Source organism: Pseudomonas spartinae (assembly GCF_965197125.1).
Classification (GTDB): Bacteria; Pseudomonadota; Gammaproteobacteria; order Pseudomonadales; family Pseudomonadaceae; genus Aquipseudomonas; species Aquipseudomonas composti_A.
In genome coordinates, this window is sequence record NZ_CBDAMB010000003.1 from 247,100 (window position 1) to 264,727 (window position 17,628).

Here is a 17,628-nt window from a genome sequence, read left to right on the forward strand (position 1 = left end):
TGTAGGAGCGGCTGGGCGGCATTCCGCTTCAGTCGCGAACAGGCCGTTGCGGGATATTCGCGGCTGAAGCCGCTCCTACGCCCAGAGCTCATACCGTCACTCCAGCGGCGCTGCGCCCGCTGAAACGCCGCGATAGGCGATCGAAGTACAGGTAGATCACCGGCGTGGTGAACAGCGTCAGCACCTGGCTGACCAGCAACCCGCCGACCATCACCAGGCCCAGCGGCTGGCGCAGCTCGGCGCCGGAGCCCGACGCCAGCATCAGCGGAATGGCGCCGAACAGCGCCGCCAGGGTGGTCATCAGAATGGGCCGGAAGCGCAGCAACGCCGCCTGGTAGATCGCCGCCTCCGGCGCCATACCCTGATGGCGCTCGGCCTCGAGGGCGAAGTCGATCATCATGATCGCGTTCTTCTTGACGATGCCGATCAACAGGATGATGCCGATGATGGCGATCAACCCCAGGTCGTTACCCGTCAGCAGCAACGCCAGCAGCGCGCCGACGCCCGCCGACGGCAGCGTGGAAAGGATGGTGATCGGGTGGATGTAGCTCTCGTAGAGCACGCCGAGCACGATGTACATGGTGACGATGGCCGCCAGGATCAGCAGCAAGGTCGACGACAGCGATGCTCGGAACGCTTCGGCAGCGCCCTGGAACTGGGTGTTGATGCCGCCAGGCAAGCCGATTTCCTGCTCGACCCTTTCGATCACCTCGACCGCTTCACCCAGCGATACGCCCGGCGCCAGGTTGAACGACAGGGTCACCGCCGGGAACTGGCCGATATGGTTGATCAGCAAGCTGGCCGGGCGCTCTTCGATGTGCGCCAGGGACGACAGCGGCACCTGCTGACCGTCGCCGGTGGCCACGTAGATCTGGCTCAGCGCGGCCAGGCCGATGCGCCCACCGTCGCGGCTTTCCAGCACCACGCGGTACTGACTGGCCTGGGTGTAGATGGTACTGATCTGGCGCTGGCCGAACGCGTCGTACAACGCATCGTCGATATGGCCGACGTTTATACCCAGGCGCGCGGCCGCATCGCGGTCTATATCCAGGTACACCTGCAGGCCACGGTTCTGCAGGTCGCTGGCCACATCGGTCAGCTCCGGCTGCGCGCGCAGGGCCTCGACCAGGCGCGGCGTCCAGGTCTCCAGCAGCGGGCTGTCGGGGGATTCCAGGGTGAACTGGAACTGGGTGCGGCTGATGCGATCCTCGATGGTCAGGTCCTGCACCGGCTGCATGAACAGCTCGATGCCAGGAATCTTCGCCAACTGCGGACGCAGCCGTTCGATCACCTCGCTGGCGGTGACGTCACGCTCGGCGTGGGCCTTCAGGTTGATCAGCAGACGGCCGCTGTTGAGCGTCGGGTTGTCACCATCCACACCAATCGACGAGGACAGGCTGGCCACCGCCGGATCGCGCAGGATCACGTCGGCCAGGCGCTGTTGGCGCTCGCTCATGGCGCTGAAGGAAATCGACTGCGGTGCCTCGGAAATACCCTGGATCACCCCGGTGTCCTGCACCGGAAAGAAGCCCTTGGGCACGGCCAGATACAGCAGTACGGTCAGGCCCAGCGTGGCGACCGCCACCAGCAGGGTCAGCGGTTGATGCTTGAGCACCCACTGCAGCCACACGCCATAGCGCTCGATCATGACGTCGATGACGCCGCCAGCCGCCTGGTAGAACCGCCCTTCGCTGCCGGGTTTTTCCGCCTTGAGCAGGCGCGCGCACATCATCGGCGTCAGGGTCAGCGACACCACCAGGGAAATCAGGATGGCCACCGCCAGGGTGATGGCGAACTCGCGGAACAGCCGGCCTACCACGTCGGCCATGAACAGCAGCGGAATCAGCACGGCGATCAGCGACAGGGTCAGCGAGACAAGGGTGAAACCGATCTGCCGCGCGCCCTTGAGGGCGGCATTGAGCGGCGTCTCGCCCTCCTCCAGGTGACGGGCGATGTTCTCCAGCATGACGATGGCGTCGTCGACCACGAAACCGGTGGCGATGGTCAGCGCCATCAGCGTCAGGTTGTTGACGGTGAAGCCGGCCAGGTACATCACGCCGAAGGTGCCGATCAGCGACAGCGGCACGACGATGGACGGGATCAGAGTCGCCGACAGCTTGCGCAGGAACAGGAAGGTCACCATCACCACCAGGGCGATGGCCAGCAGCAGCTCGTGCTGCACGTCGCGCACCGCCGCACGGATGGTCTGGGTACGGTCGGTGAGCACCTTGACCTCGACGCTGGCCGGCAGGCCCTCGGTCAGGTGCGGCAGCAGGCTCTGAATGCGGTCGACCACATCGATGACGTTGGCGCCGGGTTGGCGCTGCACATTCACCAGTACCGCCTGGTTGCGATTGGCCCAGGCGGCCAGGCGCTCGTTCTCGGCGCCATCGATGATCTCGGCGACATCCTTCAGGCGCAGCGCGGCGCCGTTGTCATACTTGAGGATCAGCTCGCGGTACTCATCCACCGATTTCAGCTGGTCGTTGGCATCGAGCTGCGAAACCCGCGTAGGCCCATCGAAGTTGCCCTTGGGCTGATTGACGTTGCTGGCGGTGATCAGGTTGCGTACGTCGGCCAGGCTCAGGCCATAGGACGCCAGCGCCTCCGGGTTGACGCGAATGCGCACGGCCGGGCGTTGCCCACCGGCCAGCGTGACCAGGCCGACGCCGCTGGTTTGTGCCAGCTTCTGCGCCAGACGGGTGTCGACCAGATCGTTGACCTGTGGCAGCGGCAGGGTCTTTGAGCTCACCGCCAGCGTCAGCACTGGCGTATCGGCCGGATTGACCTTGTTGTACACCGGCGGCGCCGGCAGATCGCCGGGCAACAGGTTGCTCGCCGCATTGATCGCCGCCTGCACCTCCTGCTCGGCCACCGCCAGGGAAACGTCCAGGTTGAAGCGCAGGGTAATCACCGAAGCGCCGCCAGAGCTGGTCGAGGACATCTGCTTGAGCCCGGCCATCTGCCCGAACTGGCGCTCCAGCGGCGCCGTCACGGCACTGGTCATCACATCCGGGCTGGCGCCGGGATAGAGCGTCAGCACGCGGATGGTCGGGTAGTCCACCTCCGGCAACGCCGACACCGGCAGCAGGCGATAGGCGATCAGGCCGCTGAGGAAGATCGCCACCATCAACAGCGTGGTCGCGACCGGCCGCAGGATGAAGGGCCGCGAAATGTTCATGCGCCGCTCTGCATGGTGGCCTGGCCAGGCTCAGCCTGCGTCGGCTGCGCAGCATTCGGTTCGACCACGTCTACCTCGCTGCCATCACGCAGGCGGTCGGTGCCTTCCGTCACCAGCCGCTCGCCCCGCTGCACACTGTCGTTGACCATGCTGCGCTCGGCATCGCTGGCCAACACGGTAACCGGGCGGATGCTCACCTTGTTGTCGCCGTCGACCACATAGACGAAGGTGCCCTGGGTGCCGAACTGCACTGCAGCGGACGGAATGATGGTGGCCGCCTCACGGGTATCGACGCGCAGGCGCACGTTGACGAACTGATTGGGGAAAAGCATCTGCTCGGCGTTGTCGAAACGCGCCTTGAGCTTGACGGTACCCGTGGTGGTGTCGATCTGGTTATCCAGGCTCTCCAGCACACCCTCGGCCAGTTTCAGGCGCTCGCCACGGTCCCAGGCCTCGACCGCCAGGGTGGCGCCGTCGCGACGACGTTGCAGCACGGCAGGCAGGTCGCCCTCGGGAATGGTGAAGATCACTGCGATCGGGTCGGCCTGGGTGATCACCACCAGCGGCGTGGTATCACCGCTGCTGACCAGGTTGCCGACATCCAGCTGCCGCAACCCCAGGCGGCCATCGATGGGCGCGCGAATCTGGGTGAAGTCGAGGTTCAACTTGGCCGTGGCGACATCGGCCTGGTTGCTCTGCAGGCTGCCACGATACTGATTGACCAGAGCCTCCTGGGTATCCAGGGTCTGCTTGGCGATGCTGTCCTCGGCGTACAGGCCTTTGTAGCGCTGCAGATCCAGCTCGGCGTTCTTCAGTTGCGCCTGGTTTTCCTGCAGCGCCCCCTGCGCCTGCTGCAATGCGACCTGATAAGGGCGCGGATCGATCACCGCCAGCAAATCGCCGGCCTTGACCTGCTGCCCCTCATCGAACAGTACCTTGACCAATTCGCCGTCGACTCGCGAGCGCACATTGACCGTGTTGTAGGAGGTGACCGTGCCGAGCGCCTTGAGCTCGATGGCGAACTCGCCCTGCTCGACCTCGGCCACACGCACCGGTACCGGCCCCATGTCACCGAAGCGACCACGCCCCATCTGCTGGCTTTGCGGTCCGCTCGGCCAGAACCACCAGAGCAGCAGTAGCAGCACGGCGAGCAGCGTCAGGCCGATCAGCCATTGGCGGGAGGTGTTCGAGGAGGACGAGGAAGCATTCGACATGGCAGGCGCGCGGTCACTTTTGGTGGGAGTCGGAACGATAGTCACTGGCCCGCGTCAAGCAAAGCCTATTTACCCGCTTTTTACGCTCCCCTTACGTTACTAACTGTTTGTGTCCAGCCATCCCTGGCGGCCACCCTTCGGGCCGTCGCGGGCGACGTCAAAAAACGCTCCAGGCGTTTTTTTGAGGCACAAATAAAAACGGCCTGCTAGGCAGGCCGTTCTGCAACACCAGCAGTGCGTTACTTCAGCACAGCCAGGGCAGCGGCATAGTTTGGCTCGTCGGCGATCTCGCCAACCAGCTCGCTGTGCAGCACCTTGTCGCTTTCATCCAGAACCACCACGGCGCGCGCGGCCAGACCGGTCAGCGGGCCGCTGGCAATGGCCACGCCGTAGTTCTTGAGGAACTCGGCACCACGCAGGGTGGACAGATTGACCACGCTTTCCAGGCCTTCGGCACCGCAGAAGCGCGCCTGGGCGAACGGCAGGTCAGCGGAGATGCACAGCACCACGGTGTTGTTCAGTTGGCTGGCTTCGGTGTTGAACGTGCGCACGGAGGTGGCACAGGTCGGGGTATCGACGCTCGGGAAGATGTTCAGCACCTTGCGCTTGCCGGCCAGGCTGGCCAGGGTGACGTCGCTCAGGTCGCCAGCGACCAGGCTGAAAGCCGGAGCCTGTTGGCCGGCCTGTGGCAGTTGACCGTCGACCTGCACCGGGTTGCCTTTGAGAGTGACTTGCGCCATGAGAGTTTCCTTATCGTTCAGGGAGTTGAAGGGCAAATGTGTGACATGGGGTTCGCCGTGGCGAATGCTCCATCGAATGGCAGGTCACGGCCCGACCATCCGTCCAGACTAGCGCAGAAGCGCTGCCGATACACCCGAGACCCTGTAGGGATTTAGCGAAATATCGCGCAGCCATCAGAAATCCCGCCGATAGAACAGGTCGAGCGAACTGGCCAGGCCGCTGGCGGCCTCCAGATACAGCCGTCGACTGAGTTCATAACGCAGGGCGATGGTGTTGGCCGGCTCGAACACACCCACGCCGTAACGCAGACTCAAACGCTCGGTGATATTGCCGCTGGCCACCACGCTGGTGGTCACCCCACTGCCTTCGGTATCGAGCTGGAAATCCTGAATGCCCAGGCGATTGGCCAGGCTGGTGGTGAGCGAACTGCTGCCGGCCAGGCCGAGCGCCAGCGCAGCCTGACCGAGCATGTTGTTGTCACCCGAGCTCTGCCCCAATGGTCGCCCCAGCACCAGATAGGACAGCGCCTGCTCCTGGCTCATGGCCGGTTCGGAAAAGACCGTGGTGTTGGGCTGATCAGCGCTACCGGACAGACGAATGCCGGCGACGACCGTGTCGACGCGGCGAATCGCCTCGACATCGAGAAATGGCTGATCGATCGGCCCGGTGAACAGCAAACGCGCGCGGCGTATGCTCAGGCGCTGACCATAGGCACGATAGCGGCCGTTGACCAGATCCAGCTCACCGCGAGTATCGAGGTTGTCACCGATGTGCACGCGCCCACGAAGGTCGGCGCTCAAGCCGAACCCGCTGAACGCCAGCTTGTCCTGGCCGACGTCGACATCGACATCCATGGCGATACCCATGCCCTGTTCGGCTTCCGGGGTATCACGGCCGACCACCCGCGCGTCAGCGGACACCTTCACCGTCGACGGCGGCAGCTCCCGCACGCTGATCAAGCCGCGCGGCACGCCGACCTTGCCGCTGACGGCCATGTGCTGGTCACGCAACTGCAGCTTCAGATCGGGCTCGACCTCCAGCTCGGCATAGGGCTCGACCTTGACCGGCAGGCGCTGCCCCTGCAGCGCCAGATCGCCGCTCAGCCCCTGGGTCCAGGTCAGTTGGCCGCGCAGGCTGCCACGGCCCTGCTCGCCATTGCGCCAGTCGCCCGACAGCTGCACCTGTTCGCCGGCGATCAACGCTTGCAGCTGCAACCCCTCCAGACTGACCGGCAACTGGCTGCCGGACAGCTCACCACCATCCAGGCGCAGTTGGCCGTTGATCTGCGGTGCCAACAGGTGGCCGCCGATATTGCCGTTACCCTGCAGCTTGCCTTCGAGCTTGTCCGCCATGGGCACGAAGGGACGCAGCACGGCCAGGTCGAAGCCACTCAGGCGGAACTCGCCGCTGACCGGTTTGTTCGCCGGGCGCGGATCGATACGAGCCTGCAACGCCAGGTCGCCCAGACGCTCGCTGACGAAACGCAGCTCGCTGTCCACCCGCTGTGGGCGCAGGGTGCTGTCCAGACGCAGGCTGTCGTAGGGGAAGTCCAGCCATCGCTCTTCATCCGGCTGGCGAATGCGCAGGTTGCCGCCGCCCGCATCGAGCGTGATCTGGCCGTTGGGGCCGCTTTCGGGCAGCTCGACTTTCAGCTGACCGTCCAGGCGCCCCTGCCAGGCGAAATCCTCGGGCAGCCAGGGCTGCAGGCTGGCCAGGGGGAAGTTCTGCAGGCGCCAGTCCAGGCTCGGTTGCGGCATCAGGCGCTGCTGGCCGCCGCAGAGACTGGCATCGCCGGACTGCCAGCAATGCGCGCCCAGGTTCAGGCGGCCACTGGCCAGGCGCTCCAGGCTCGCGGCCTGCTGCAGCTGCCAGTCCTGGCCGCCGCTCTGTACGCGGCCAGTGGCGATACGCCCACGCCAGTCGCCCTGCTCGCTCAGGTTGCCATCCAGGGCCAGGGCCAGTTGCAACAACGGGCCTTGCAGGTCGATATCCAACGCCTGGCGCCGCTGATCGCCACGGCCATCAGCCTGCAGCCGCCCGAGGTAGGTGTCGCCGATACGGATACCGCGCAGATTCAAACCGACACGCGCCTGCTGGCGGGCATCCAGCGTCGCGTCCAACTGCAGGCGGCGCAGACTGGGGTCGCCGAAGGCCAACCGCTCCCCACTCAGCGAAAGCTGGCCCTGCGGCGCCTGTAGCGAACCGGCCAGCGACAGCTGCCCCTGCACCTGACCTTGCAGGCCCGGCCAGAGCTGACCCAGGCGTGGCAGGGCCAGTTGCAGCTGACCTTGCAAGCGTTGGTCAAGCGCGCCCTGCCCGCTGACGCGGTTATCGCCCAGACGCACCAGCAGCCTTTGCAGCTGCCACTGCTCGCCGCTACCGGCGCCCTGCACCTGCAATTGCGCCGGCTGGCCGCGCAGACGGCCATTGAGGTCGATATCGGCCTTGGCCTGCAATGCACCGGCGTTGAAGCGCCCCGAGGTGTTCAGCGGGCCAGCCAGATTACCCGGCATTTGCGCCAGCCAGTAACCGGGGTCGAGGTCGCTCAGCTGCAGCATGGCCTGCCAGTCGATGCCGTCGGCGAAGCCGACCTTGACCACCCCTTCGGCGCGCCCCTGTCCCGCCAGCAGCTGCAATTGCGGCAGGCTGACCTGGCCATGATCGCCGCTGAGCGGGCTGCTCAGGCTGAACTCACCGGCCGGCCCCTGCAGTTGCGCGGCGAAGTTGCCCAGATAGTTGCCTTGGCTGTAGCTGACCTCCGCCTGCAGGTTGCGCAAAGCCACCGGTGGCGGCTGGTCCAGCGGGTACAGGCGTTGCCAGGGAAAGTCCAACCAGTCCAGCTGCGCCTCGGCGCTGAAGGCCTCGTTCCAGGCCAGTTTGCCCTTGACCTGCAGGTGCTGCTCTTCGGCCTGAATACGCAGCGACTCGATGTCAGCACCAGCGGCGTCCACCCGCGCACTGAGTTGCAGTGGCATCGGCGCCTGCTCCGCCGGCAGATTGGCGCTGCCGTCGATGCGATAGCCAGCCGCAAGGTCGCCTTTGGCCTGAAGTTGCAGATCCTGCAGGCGCAGGGTTGGCGGCAAGGCGCTACTGGCCTGGAAGTCGCGACTGGTCAGGCGCAGCTCGGTTGGCAGATGCTCGGCCAGCAGCTGCACCTGCCCATCGAGACGAGCGTCGAGATAACCGCGGCTATCGGCCCCGATCGTCAGGCTGCGTTGCACATCGCCCCCCACCTGCAGCGCCACCTGCCAGGCCTTGCCATCGACCTCCGGCAACTGCAGGCGGCCGCTCAGGGCCAGCGGCCAGTCGCCCTGCGGCGTCAGCTGGCCACTGAGTTCCAGACTCAGGTCATCGCGCTGCAAGGCCAGGCGTTGCAGCGCCACACCCTGCTCGTTCCAGCTGGCGACCAGTTGCAGATCGCGCAGCTGCGTCTGGCCGTCCAGACGCAACTCGCCCAGCTGAATATCGCCGAGCTGCAGGCGCAACGGCAGTTTGAGGTTCGGCAGGCTCAACGGCTCGTCGCTGGCTTCCCCGCTCTGCGGCAGGGTCACGGCCACCTGCTGCAGATGCAGGCGATCCAGGCACAAGGTCAGTCGCAGCAGGCAGGCAGGCGACCAGGCCATGTCCGGCTGCTGCAGCTCCACATGCATGTCACCCTGCTGCCAGCGCAGCGCATCGGCCTGCCAGGCGCCGCCCAGGCGCCCAGCGAAATTATTGACCTGCAGGCCAGGCACCTGCGCCAGCAACCAACGGCTGCCGCCCTGAGTACCGAGCAGTGCCCACAGAGCCGCGACGAGCAGCAACACCAGGGCGAGCACGCCGCCGGCCAACCATTTCATCAGGCGCCGGGTCATAGTTCAGGCCCCATGGAGAAATGCAGACGCACGCCACCGTCGTCGTCCAGTGCGTGAGCGAGGTCCAGACGCAACGGACCAACCGGCGAAACCCAACGCACACCGAAACCGACGCCGGTCTTCAAGGTGGGGATGTCCAGCGAATTGAAGGCGTTGCCCTGGTCGATGAAGGTCGCCAGGCGCCACTTGTCGTTGAGGCTGTACTGGTATTCGGCGCTGGCAGCGAACAGGTAGCGGCCACCGACCTTGTCACCACGGTCATTCTCCGGCGACAGGCTCTGATAGTCGTAACCACGCACGCTCTGATCACCACCGGCGAAGAAGCGCAGCGACGGCGGCACGGCCGAGAAACCGTTGGTTTCGGTACCACCGAACTGCACGCGGCCAAGCAGGCGGTGATTGTCGAATACGGTGGTCAGGCCCTTGAGCATGATATTGCCGTGCAACACATTGGCATCGGACAGCACGCCATCGACGGCACCGCGCAGGTCGAATTGCACCCGGTAGCCCTGGTTCGGGTCGAGCCGGTTGTCGCTGCGCAGCAGCGAATAGCTGACACCCGGCATCAGTAGCGTGCTGAGCCCGGAGTCGTCACCCAGGCGATATTCTTCGCGCTGCCACTTCACCGACAGCACGCGCTGCCAGCCGCCAGAGCGCTGGCTGTGCCATTCCGGGCCTAGGGTCAGCAGGCGGCTGAGGCTGTCGCTGCTGGCCAGTTCCTCGTATTGATAGCCGCCAGCCAGGCGCAGCTTGTCGGTCAACGGTGGATCGCCGGGAATGTCGTACCACAGGCCGACGTTCTGCCGCGGCGCGGACAGCTCGGTTTCGATGCCGTAGCTGTGCCCCTGCCGATTGCGCCAGTGACGCGTCCAGTTGGCGCGCAGGCGCGGCCCGACATCCGTGGAAAACCCCAGGCCCAGGCCCATGCTGCGCGGCTTGCGTACTTGCAGCGCCACCGCCACCGGAATGCGCAACTGGTTGGCCTGGGTGGGAATGGCATCGACCCGCACGGACTCGAAATAGCCACTGGACTGCAATGCCTGATACAGCTCGGCGATCAACTCGGAGTCGTATGGCGTGTCCGGTTTGAACGGCACCATGCGTAGCAACAGTTCTTCGTCAAATGGAAAGTCACCGTTGAAGGCGATATCGCCCAGGCTGTAGCGCGGGCCGCTGGTGAACACCAGCTCGATATCGGCGACGCCGGCAGCCGGGTCGATTTCCAGGCGCTGGCGGGAGAATCGGCCGTCGAAGAAACCATAACGCGAGGCCTGGTTCTGGATCAGCCGTTTGGCGTCCTCGTAGCGTCCGTGGTTGAGCACCGAACCCGGCTTCAGTCGACTGGCATTAGGCACGCGAAACGCCGACAGCTCGCTGGCCGGGCCTTCGATGCGGATGTCCACGTTGCGCAGGCGAATGCGCTCGCCGGGCTCCACCTCGAGCACCAGGCGCGGCGTTTCCCCCTGTTCGACATGACTGCGGATACGCGCCTGGTAATACCCCAGGGCCTGCGCTGCCTTGTCCGCCTCGCTCTCGGCGATACGGCGCATACGCCGCAGCGACTGGGCGTCACGGCCGTCGAGGCTGCCGACATAACCTTCGATATTGCTCTTGAGAGCCGAATTGCTGGGGGTGATTCGTACGTCGAGTTCGCTCGCTGCGAAGGCACTCGTACTGATCAGCAGCAGGGTCAGGCTGCGCTGAATATGTCCATATACACTCATGGCGGAGGATGCTACCACGGAGCAAAGCTCGCGCTAGCAGGCCTTCGACAAACGACCTGCGAGGCCATTACCGAGCTGAACAGCAGCTCGTGTGCGAGCCGATCCAGGTGCCCTCGTCAAGACGCTCATTGCCGGCACGGCTGCACTGGCTGGCGCGGCTCGCCCTGCTCCTGCATCCATGCTGCACTCGCCTGGGTCTTGCAACCGCCTGCCTAAGCCCTCGGGCTTAGGCCAGACAGACAGCGTTTAGGCGCTGGCCCTGACCACCGGTTGCGGATTGGGGTGGAAGAACACGTGCTCGACCACGGGACCAATGGCCAGTTCACCAATTTCCTCGTACCCCTGGCGCCGGTAGAACTCCAGGTAGCGTGCATTGCCGGTATCCAGCACCACCCCTTGCGAACCAGTGTCCTGCGCGCACCAGTCATGCAGCGCTTCGAGCAGTTGCTCGCCACGGTGCTGGCCCTGGAACTCGGGGTGAATACCCAACAGCGGCAGCACGTGATAAGGCCCAGGAGGCAGGCTCGCGAGCACCGCATCGTGGTATTCGAGGTAGCGTTTGGTGCAGCCGAAGCCGGTGCTCAGCAACATGCGCAACCGCCAATTCCAGCTTTCGGTGATGTCCAGGCGCCGCTGCGGTGGCGCAATCAGCGCGGCGCCGATCAAACGATCGTCGATCAGCAAGCCGATGGCCGGCAGATCTTCGGCAAAGTGCTGCTGCACCAATTCGCGAATCGTCGCGCGCACGCGCTGATCGAAACCCGCCCGCTCGGCTTCGAACAGGTAGGCGAAGGTCGGCTCGTGGCGATAGGCATGGTAGAGCAGCGAACGAACCTCACGGGCGTAGCCACCATCGAGCATGCGCACTTCTGCTGGAGCGTTGTTGGGCATGGCAGACCTCTGCTGTCGTAGGTTGTGCTCAGGCATGTGACAGCCGACTGAGGCCGTTCAAGAAAAGTGCCTGCGCTCGGTGATGCTGCGTTGAAACAGGCCCAAGGCGCTGATGTACACAAGCAGACTCCGCGTCCGTGCCTGTTTTGGCTTTACCCGAGCGTCGCTCGGTAGCTTTTGTACAGACCCTAGCACCGCCGCCCGACGCCCGCCAGGCGCTGGCCGCGAGCGCAAAGGATCGGCTAGCATCACCTTTTGCCCAGGACCCGCTGCCCATGAAAATCGTCTCCTTCAATATCAATGGCCTACGCGCGCGCCCTCATCAGTTGCAAGCTCTGATCGAAAAACACCAGCCAGACGTGATCGGCCTGCAGGAAACCAAGGTAGCCGATGAGCAGTTTCCGGAAGCCGAAATCCGCCAGCTTGGCTACCACGTGCATTACCACGGCCAGAAAGGCCATTACGGCGTCGCCCTGCTCTCGCGCCAGGAGCCGCTGAGCCTGCACAAGGGCTTCCCCGGTGACGCTGAAGACGCTCAGCGACGCTTCATCTACGGCACCTTCGCCGACGCCAACGGCAATCCGGTCACGGTGATGAACGGCTACTTCCCGCAGGGCGAGAGCCGTGATCATCCGCTGAAATTTCCGGCCAAGCAGCGCTTCTATGCCGATCTTCAGCAACTACTGGTCGAGCACTTCGATCCACAGCAGGCGCTGGTGGTGATGGGCGACATCAACATCAGTCCGGAAGATTGCGACATCGGTATTGGCGAGCCCAACCGCCTGCGCTGGCTGAAAACCGGCAAGTGCAGCTTCCTGCCGGAGGAGCGCGAGTGGCTGGCGACCCTCAAGAGCTGGGGCCTGGTAGACAGTTTCCGCCACCTCAACCCCGAGGTGAATGACCGCTTCAGCTGGTTCGACTATCGCAGCCGTGGTTTCGAGGACGACCCCAAGCGCGGCCTGCGCATCGACGTGATCCTGGCCAGCCAGCCGCTGCAGGCGCGCTTCAAGGATGCAGGCATCGACTACGACCTGCGCGGCATGGAAAAACCGTCCGATCATGCGCCGATCTGGCTTGAGCTGAACTGAACTGAACCAGAGGCGCGCGCACGGCACGCGCCCGTCATATCCCTGCAATCTGACTGACTTAATCTGCGCGGCACGTTTCCTCCTAACCCACTAGAAGGTGCCTGCCGCATGCCGCGCGCCCAGTCTGCCATCGACCATGATCTCTGGGGTCGAACCCTGTCACTGCTGCTCATCGGTTTCATCTGCTACGCCCTGCCCCTTTCGGTATTCGCTGCCCTGCCCGCCTCCGACGGCAACCGGCCGGTGCTGCGCATCCAGGGCTCCAACACCATTGGCGCCAAGCTCGGCCCCGAACTGGTCAAAGGGCTGTTCGAGGCACAAGGGCTGCACGACATTCGCAGCGAGCACGGCGCCCATGAAAACGAGCAACGCCTGCTCGCACGCCAGGCCGACGGCCGCCAGGTCATCGTCGAGGTCGCCGCTCACGGTTCGGGCACCGGTTTTACCTCGCTCAAGGATGGCAGCGCAGACCTGGCGGCTTCTTCGCGACCGATCAAGGACGGCGAGGCCACCGCGCTGGCACCGCTGGGCGACCTGCGCAGCCCGCAGAGCGAACAGGTCATCGCCATCGACGGCCTGGCGATCATCGTGCATCCGTCGAACCCGCTAACAACACTCAGCGTCGAGCAGATCGCGCAGCTGTTCTCTGGCGAGATCGATGACTGGGCGGCGCTGGGCGGCAACCCCGGCAAGGTTCACCCCTATGCACGCGATGACAACTCCGGCACCTACGACACGTTCAAGGAGCTGGTGCTGGTGCCGGGCGGACGCGCACTGGCGGCCAATGCGCAACGCTTCGAATCGAGCGATCAGCTGTCTGACTCGGTTAGCTCCGACCCCAACGGTATCGGCTTCATCGGCCTGCCCTACATCCGCCAGGCCAAGGCTGTCGCCGTCGCTGCTGGCGACTCCCAGCCGATGCCGCCGAGCACCACGCTGATCGCCACAGAGGATTACCCGCTGGCGCGTCGCCTGTTCATCTACAACGATCCGCATCAGGAAAACCCCTGGGCGCGCGCATTGATCGACTTCACCCAAAGCCCCCGCGGCCAGGCAATAGTCGACCGCAGCGGCTTCATCGCTCAGACCGTCGAGGCGGTGAAGGTCACTGCCGATACGCAGATGCCCACCGATTACCAGCAACTGGCACAGCAGGCGCAACGCCTATCGGTGAACTTCCGCTTCCAGGAAGGCAGCGCGACCCTGGACAACAAGGCCCAGCGCGACCTGCAGCGGGTGCTGGATTACTTAAAACAGCACGACAAGCTGCAGAACAAGGTGGTACTGGTCGGCTTCGGCGACGCCAAGAGCGACCCCGAACGCGCCGAACTGCTGTCGAAACTACGGGCCATGGCTGTCCGCCGCGAACTGGCCAGGCAGGGCGTGCTCTTTCGCGAAATCACCGGAATGGGCAGCGAGCTGCCAGTGGCCGCCAACGACCAGAACATCGGGCGCATCCGCAATCGCCGGGTCGAAGTCTGGGTCTACTGACAGCTGAAAAATAATCCCCGCCAGGGGGCTTGGCAGCTTGTCGAGCCGGCGTTAATCTCCGCCGCGCGTGACGCCGGGCCCCTCTGGCGGTGAGTTTCTCACCGTGATGTCGGAGTCACTGAGTCGATTTCTTCAACTCAGGCAGACATATAGGGAGGGCTCATGGACGCTCTACTTGCCTTTTTGACATCCCCCATCTTCGGTACCCCCGGCTGGTTCTGGCTGGCATTCCTGGTACTGATCATCACCCTTCTCGTACTTGACCTCGGCGTCCTGCATCGCGATCAGCATGAAATCGAGATGCGCGAAAGCCTGCTGCTGTATTCCGGCTACTTCAGTGTCGGCGTCGCCTTCGGCGGCTGGATCTGGTGGCAGCTTGGCGGCACCAAGGCGATGGAGTACTACACCGGTTTCCTGGTGGAGCAGTCGCTGTCGATGGACAACGTTTTCGTCATGGCGATGATCCTCGGCTACTTCAAAATTCCGCGTAAGTACCAGCATCGCGTGCTGTTCTGGGGCATTCTCGGGGTAATCGTGCTGCGTGCGATCATGATCGGCCTGGGCACGGCGCTGGTGCAGCAGTTCGACTGGATTCTCTACATCTTCGGCGCCTTCCTGCTATTCAGCGGCATCAAGATGCTGCGCAGCGGTGGTGACGAAGAGTCGCATCCGGACCTGGCGCAGAATCCGGTGATCCGCTTCGTGCGCAAGCACATTCGCGTCAGCGACGACCTGCACGAAGGCAAGTTCCTGGTACGCCTTAAGGACAAGGTCAGCGGCAAGCCACTGCTCTACGCCACCCCGCTGCTGCTGGCGCTGGTGCTGATCGAGCTGGCCGACCTGGTGTTCGCCGTCGACAGCGTGCCGGCCGTGCTGGCCATCTCGCAGGATCCGTTCATCGTCTATACCTCGAACATCTTTGCCATTCTCGGCCTGCGCGCGCTGTACTTCGCCCTGGCCGCACTGATGCACCGCTTCATCTACCTGAAATACGCCCTGGCACTGGTGCTGATGTACATCGGTGGCAAGATCTTCCTGCACGACCTGATCAAGGTTCCCGCCCTGCTCTCACTTGGCGTAACCTTGGGTCTGCTGGCTGGCGGCGTGCTGCTGTCGCTGCTCAAGACACGAGACAAGGCCAGCACCACCTAAGGAGGGGGCGATGCCCGACGTCTGCATAGAACTCATCGAGCGCCAGGGCCAACGGCTCTGGCAAGTGAGACTCGGACGACGCGCATTGACCTTTCAGGAAGAACTGGCGGCACGTACCTTTGCCGCACAACTGCATATGCGTCTGGGCTGGCTGGACGAAGAACAACGCTCGGACGACAGATTGCCCTGAACGTGCAGACATAGAAGAAGGTTCTTCGCATTCTCGCAGGGAGGATACGCTTGACGCCGGACTGGCAAGTTTGTGTGCGTATCGGTTACTGACTTGGCACTCTCCGTTACCGCGCCTGCTGAACGTTTGGGTTGCGCCCCTTACGGGCGCCACACCTTGATTCGCTGCGCTCACCCTTCGGGCCAGCCTGCGGCTGTTACTGCGCTTCTCGCTCCGGTGCTGCTCGGCCGCCTGAAGGGGACCTGGTCGCGAGCTTGCGACATCTCCGGAAGATCAAAGTCGGTAGCGTTTGGCTTTTGCTCTTGAAGCGCGATCTAACAGACGACGCCCAAGTCCCCTTCAGGAGGCCGAGTGGAATCGCCGCGTAAGGGGTTGAGCGACATGGATGTCGCGAGAGCTGCGACGGGCCAGGGATGGCCCTTCGCAGCGTGCCCCTGGAGTGGTGATGGAGCGAGGGAACCCCGGCGCAGCCGGGGCCGGATGTCGGGGTGCCCTTCTCTTTGGTTACTTTCTCTTGGGCAAGCAAGAGAAAGTGACTCGCCCGTGAGGGGCGAAACGAAGACGAAAGATCGACACGCTAATGATCTTGGCCCGGAGATAAATAGCGCTGCGTACAGAACACACAAACTTGCCAGTCCGGTATCAAACAGCATGTCCCCAAAGCTGTGCGAAGAACCGAAAAGAAGAGGCCCGCATCAGCGGGCCTCTTCTTTATATGGAGCCGCTGAATCAACGGCTGGCCTTCATCACGTCGCGCGGTACGTACTTGCCGATTTCGTACTTGCCGATAGCCGCGCGGTGCACTTCGTCCGGGCCGTCGGCCAGGCGCAGGGTGCGCTGCATGGCATACCAGTATGCCAGCGGAAAGTCATTGGAGACCCCGGCGCCGCCGTGCATCTGGATCGCCCGGTCGATAACCTTCAGTGCCACGTTGGGCGCCACTACCTTGATCTGAGCGATCTCGCTGGCGGCGATCTTGTTGCCCACGGTATCCATCATGTAGGCCGCGTTGAGGGTCAGCAGACGTGCCTGGTTGATCTCCATGCGTGAGTCGGCGATGTGATCGATATTGCCGCCCAGGCGCGCCAATGGCTTGCCGAAGGCGCTACGGCTCACCGCACGCTTGCACATCAATTCCAGAGCGCGCTCGGCCATGCCGATCGAACGCATGCAGTGGTGGATACGGCCTGGACCGAGGCGGCCCTGGGCAATCTCGAAACCACGCCCCTCACCCAGCAGCACGTTCTCATAGGGCACCCGCACGTTCTCGAACAGCACCTCGGCATGGCCGTGCGGCGCATCGTCGTAGCCGAACACCGGCAGCGGACGCAGCACCGTGACCCCAGGCGCGTCCATCGGCACCAGAATCATCGAATGCTGCTGGTGGCGCGGCGCGTCCGGGTTGGTCAGACCCATGAAAATCATCACCTTGCAGCGCGGATCGCAAGCGCCGGAAGTCCACCATTTGCGGCCGTTGATCACCCACTCGTCACCCTCGCGACGCGCGTTGGCCTGCATGTTGGTGGCGTCCGAGGAGGCCACGCCCGGCTCGGTCATGGCGAAGGCAGAGCGAATCTCGCCGGACAGCAGCGGCTCCAGCCACTGCTGCTTCTGCGCCTCGTTGCCATAGCGCACCAGTACCTCCATGTTGCCGGTATCCGGCGCGGCGCAATTGAACGGCTCCGGGCCGATCAGCGAGCGGCCCATGATCTCGGCCAGTGGCGCGTATTCGGTGTTGGTCAGGCCCGCACCGTAGTCGGACTCGGGCAGGAACAGGTTCCACAGGCCTTCGGCTTTGGCCTTGTTCTTCAGCTCCTCCATGATCGCGGTCGGCTGCCAGCGATCACCCTCGGCCACTTGCTGCTCGAATACCGCTTCGGCCGGATAGACATGCGCTTCCATGAATGCGCTGACACGCTCACGCAGTTCTTGAACCTTCGGGGAATAGGCGAAATCCATGGGGTTACCTGTTTGTGACAAAGGGTGAGAGGTTGTGGAAATGATGCTAGAACAGCGCTTAAGATTTATCGAACCTATTTTCAGCGTGTATGAACATTCATAACCGATATATGATCGATTGATATCGACGCCCCTGGAGCACT

11 protein-coding genes are annotated in these 17,628 nt (G+C 63.9%); 4 read left to right on the forward strand and 7 right to left on the reverse strand.

The features are described 5' to 3' along the window. Positions 1 to 88 precede the first annotated feature (88 nt). The 6 genes from ACN8M7_RS08535 to ACN8M7_RS08560 form a co-directional block, all read right to left on the reverse strand. A complete protein-coding gene (locus tag ACN8M7_RS08535) occupies positions 89 to 3,181 on the reverse strand; it encodes an MdtB/MuxB family multidrug efflux RND transporter permease subunit (RefSeq protein ID WP_490260476.1) in 3,093 nt (1,030 codons plus the stop codon). Further along, complete coding sequence (locus ACN8M7_RS08540; protein WP_490260477.1) at positions 3,178 to 4,395, reverse strand: MdtA/MuxA family multidrug efflux RND transporter periplasmic adaptor subunit; 1,218 nt, start codon at positions 4,393 to 4,395, stop codon at positions 3,178 to 3,180. Before ACN8M7_RS08540 ends, ACN8M7_RS08535 begins: the two co-directional genes overlap by 4 nt. A 239-nt stretch (positions 4,396 to 4,634) precedes the next feature. Next, positions 4,635 to 5,135, reverse strand: a complete 501-nt coding sequence (tpx, locus tag ACN8M7_RS08545) for a thiol peroxidase (RefSeq protein ID WP_490260478.1) — start codon at positions 5,133 to 5,135, stop codon at positions 4,635 to 4,637. 174 nt (positions 5,136 to 5,309) lie between these two features. Further along, positions 5,310 to 8,990 carry a translocation/assembly module TamB domain-containing protein gene (locus ACN8M7_RS08550; protein ID WP_490260479.1) on the reverse strand — a complete coding sequence of 1,227 codons (3,681 nt, stop codon included), beginning with the start codon at positions 8,988 to 8,990 and terminating at the stop codon, positions 5,310 to 5,312. Next, positions 8,987 to 10,714, reverse strand: a complete 1,728-nt coding sequence (locus ACN8M7_RS08555; protein ID WP_061239269.1) for an autotransporter assembly complex protein TamA — start codon at positions 10,712 to 10,714, stop codon at positions 8,987 to 8,989. Before ACN8M7_RS08555 ends, ACN8M7_RS08550 begins: the two co-directional genes overlap by 4 nt. A 246-nt stretch (positions 10,715 to 10,960) precedes the next feature. Further along, the gene (locus ACN8M7_RS08560; RefSeq protein WP_061239268.1) at positions 10,961 to 11,605 is read right to left on the reverse strand and encodes a GNAT family N-acetyltransferase; all 645 of its coding nucleotides are present in this window, start codon (positions 11,603 to 11,605) and stop codon (positions 10,961 to 10,963) included. A 275-nt stretch (positions 11,606 to 11,880) separates the two neighbouring features. Here ACN8M7_RS08560 and xthA point away from each other — a divergent pair, with 275 nt between their 5' ends. From xthA to ACN8M7_RS08580, 4 genes are all read left to right on the forward strand, one after another. Further along, the gene (xthA, locus tag ACN8M7_RS08565; RefSeq protein WP_061239267.1) at positions 11,881 to 12,693 is read left to right on the forward strand and encodes an exodeoxyribonuclease III; all 813 of its coding nucleotides are present in this window, start codon (positions 11,881 to 11,883) and stop codon (positions 12,691 to 12,693) included. 108 nt (positions 12,694 to 12,801) lie between these two features. After that, positions 12,802 to 14,184 carry a substrate-binding domain-containing protein gene (locus ACN8M7_RS08570; protein ID WP_490260480.1) on the forward strand — a complete coding sequence of 461 codons (1,383 nt, stop codon included), beginning with the start codon at positions 12,802 to 12,804 and terminating at the stop codon, positions 14,182 to 14,184. A gap of 162 nt (positions 14,185 to 14,346) precedes the next feature. Then, positions 14,347 to 15,336, forward strand: coding sequence for a TerC family protein (locus tag ACN8M7_RS08575; protein WP_490260481.1), 990 nt, complete (start codon positions 14,347 to 14,349; stop codon positions 15,334 to 15,336). Between the two features lie 10 nt (positions 15,337 to 15,346). Then, positions 15,347 to 15,526, forward strand: a complete 180-nt coding sequence (locus tag ACN8M7_RS08580) for a hypothetical protein (RefSeq protein WP_490260482.1) — start codon at positions 15,347 to 15,349, stop codon at positions 15,524 to 15,526. A gap of 729 nt (positions 15,527 to 16,255) precedes the next feature. Here ACN8M7_RS08580 and ACN8M7_RS08585 read toward each other — a convergent pair. Beyond that, entirely contained in the window at positions 16,256 to 17,485 is a 1,230-nt protein-coding gene (locus ACN8M7_RS08585) for an acyl-CoA dehydrogenase (RefSeq protein WP_490260483.1), read from the reverse strand. Positions 17,486 to 17,628 lie beyond the last annotated feature (143 nt).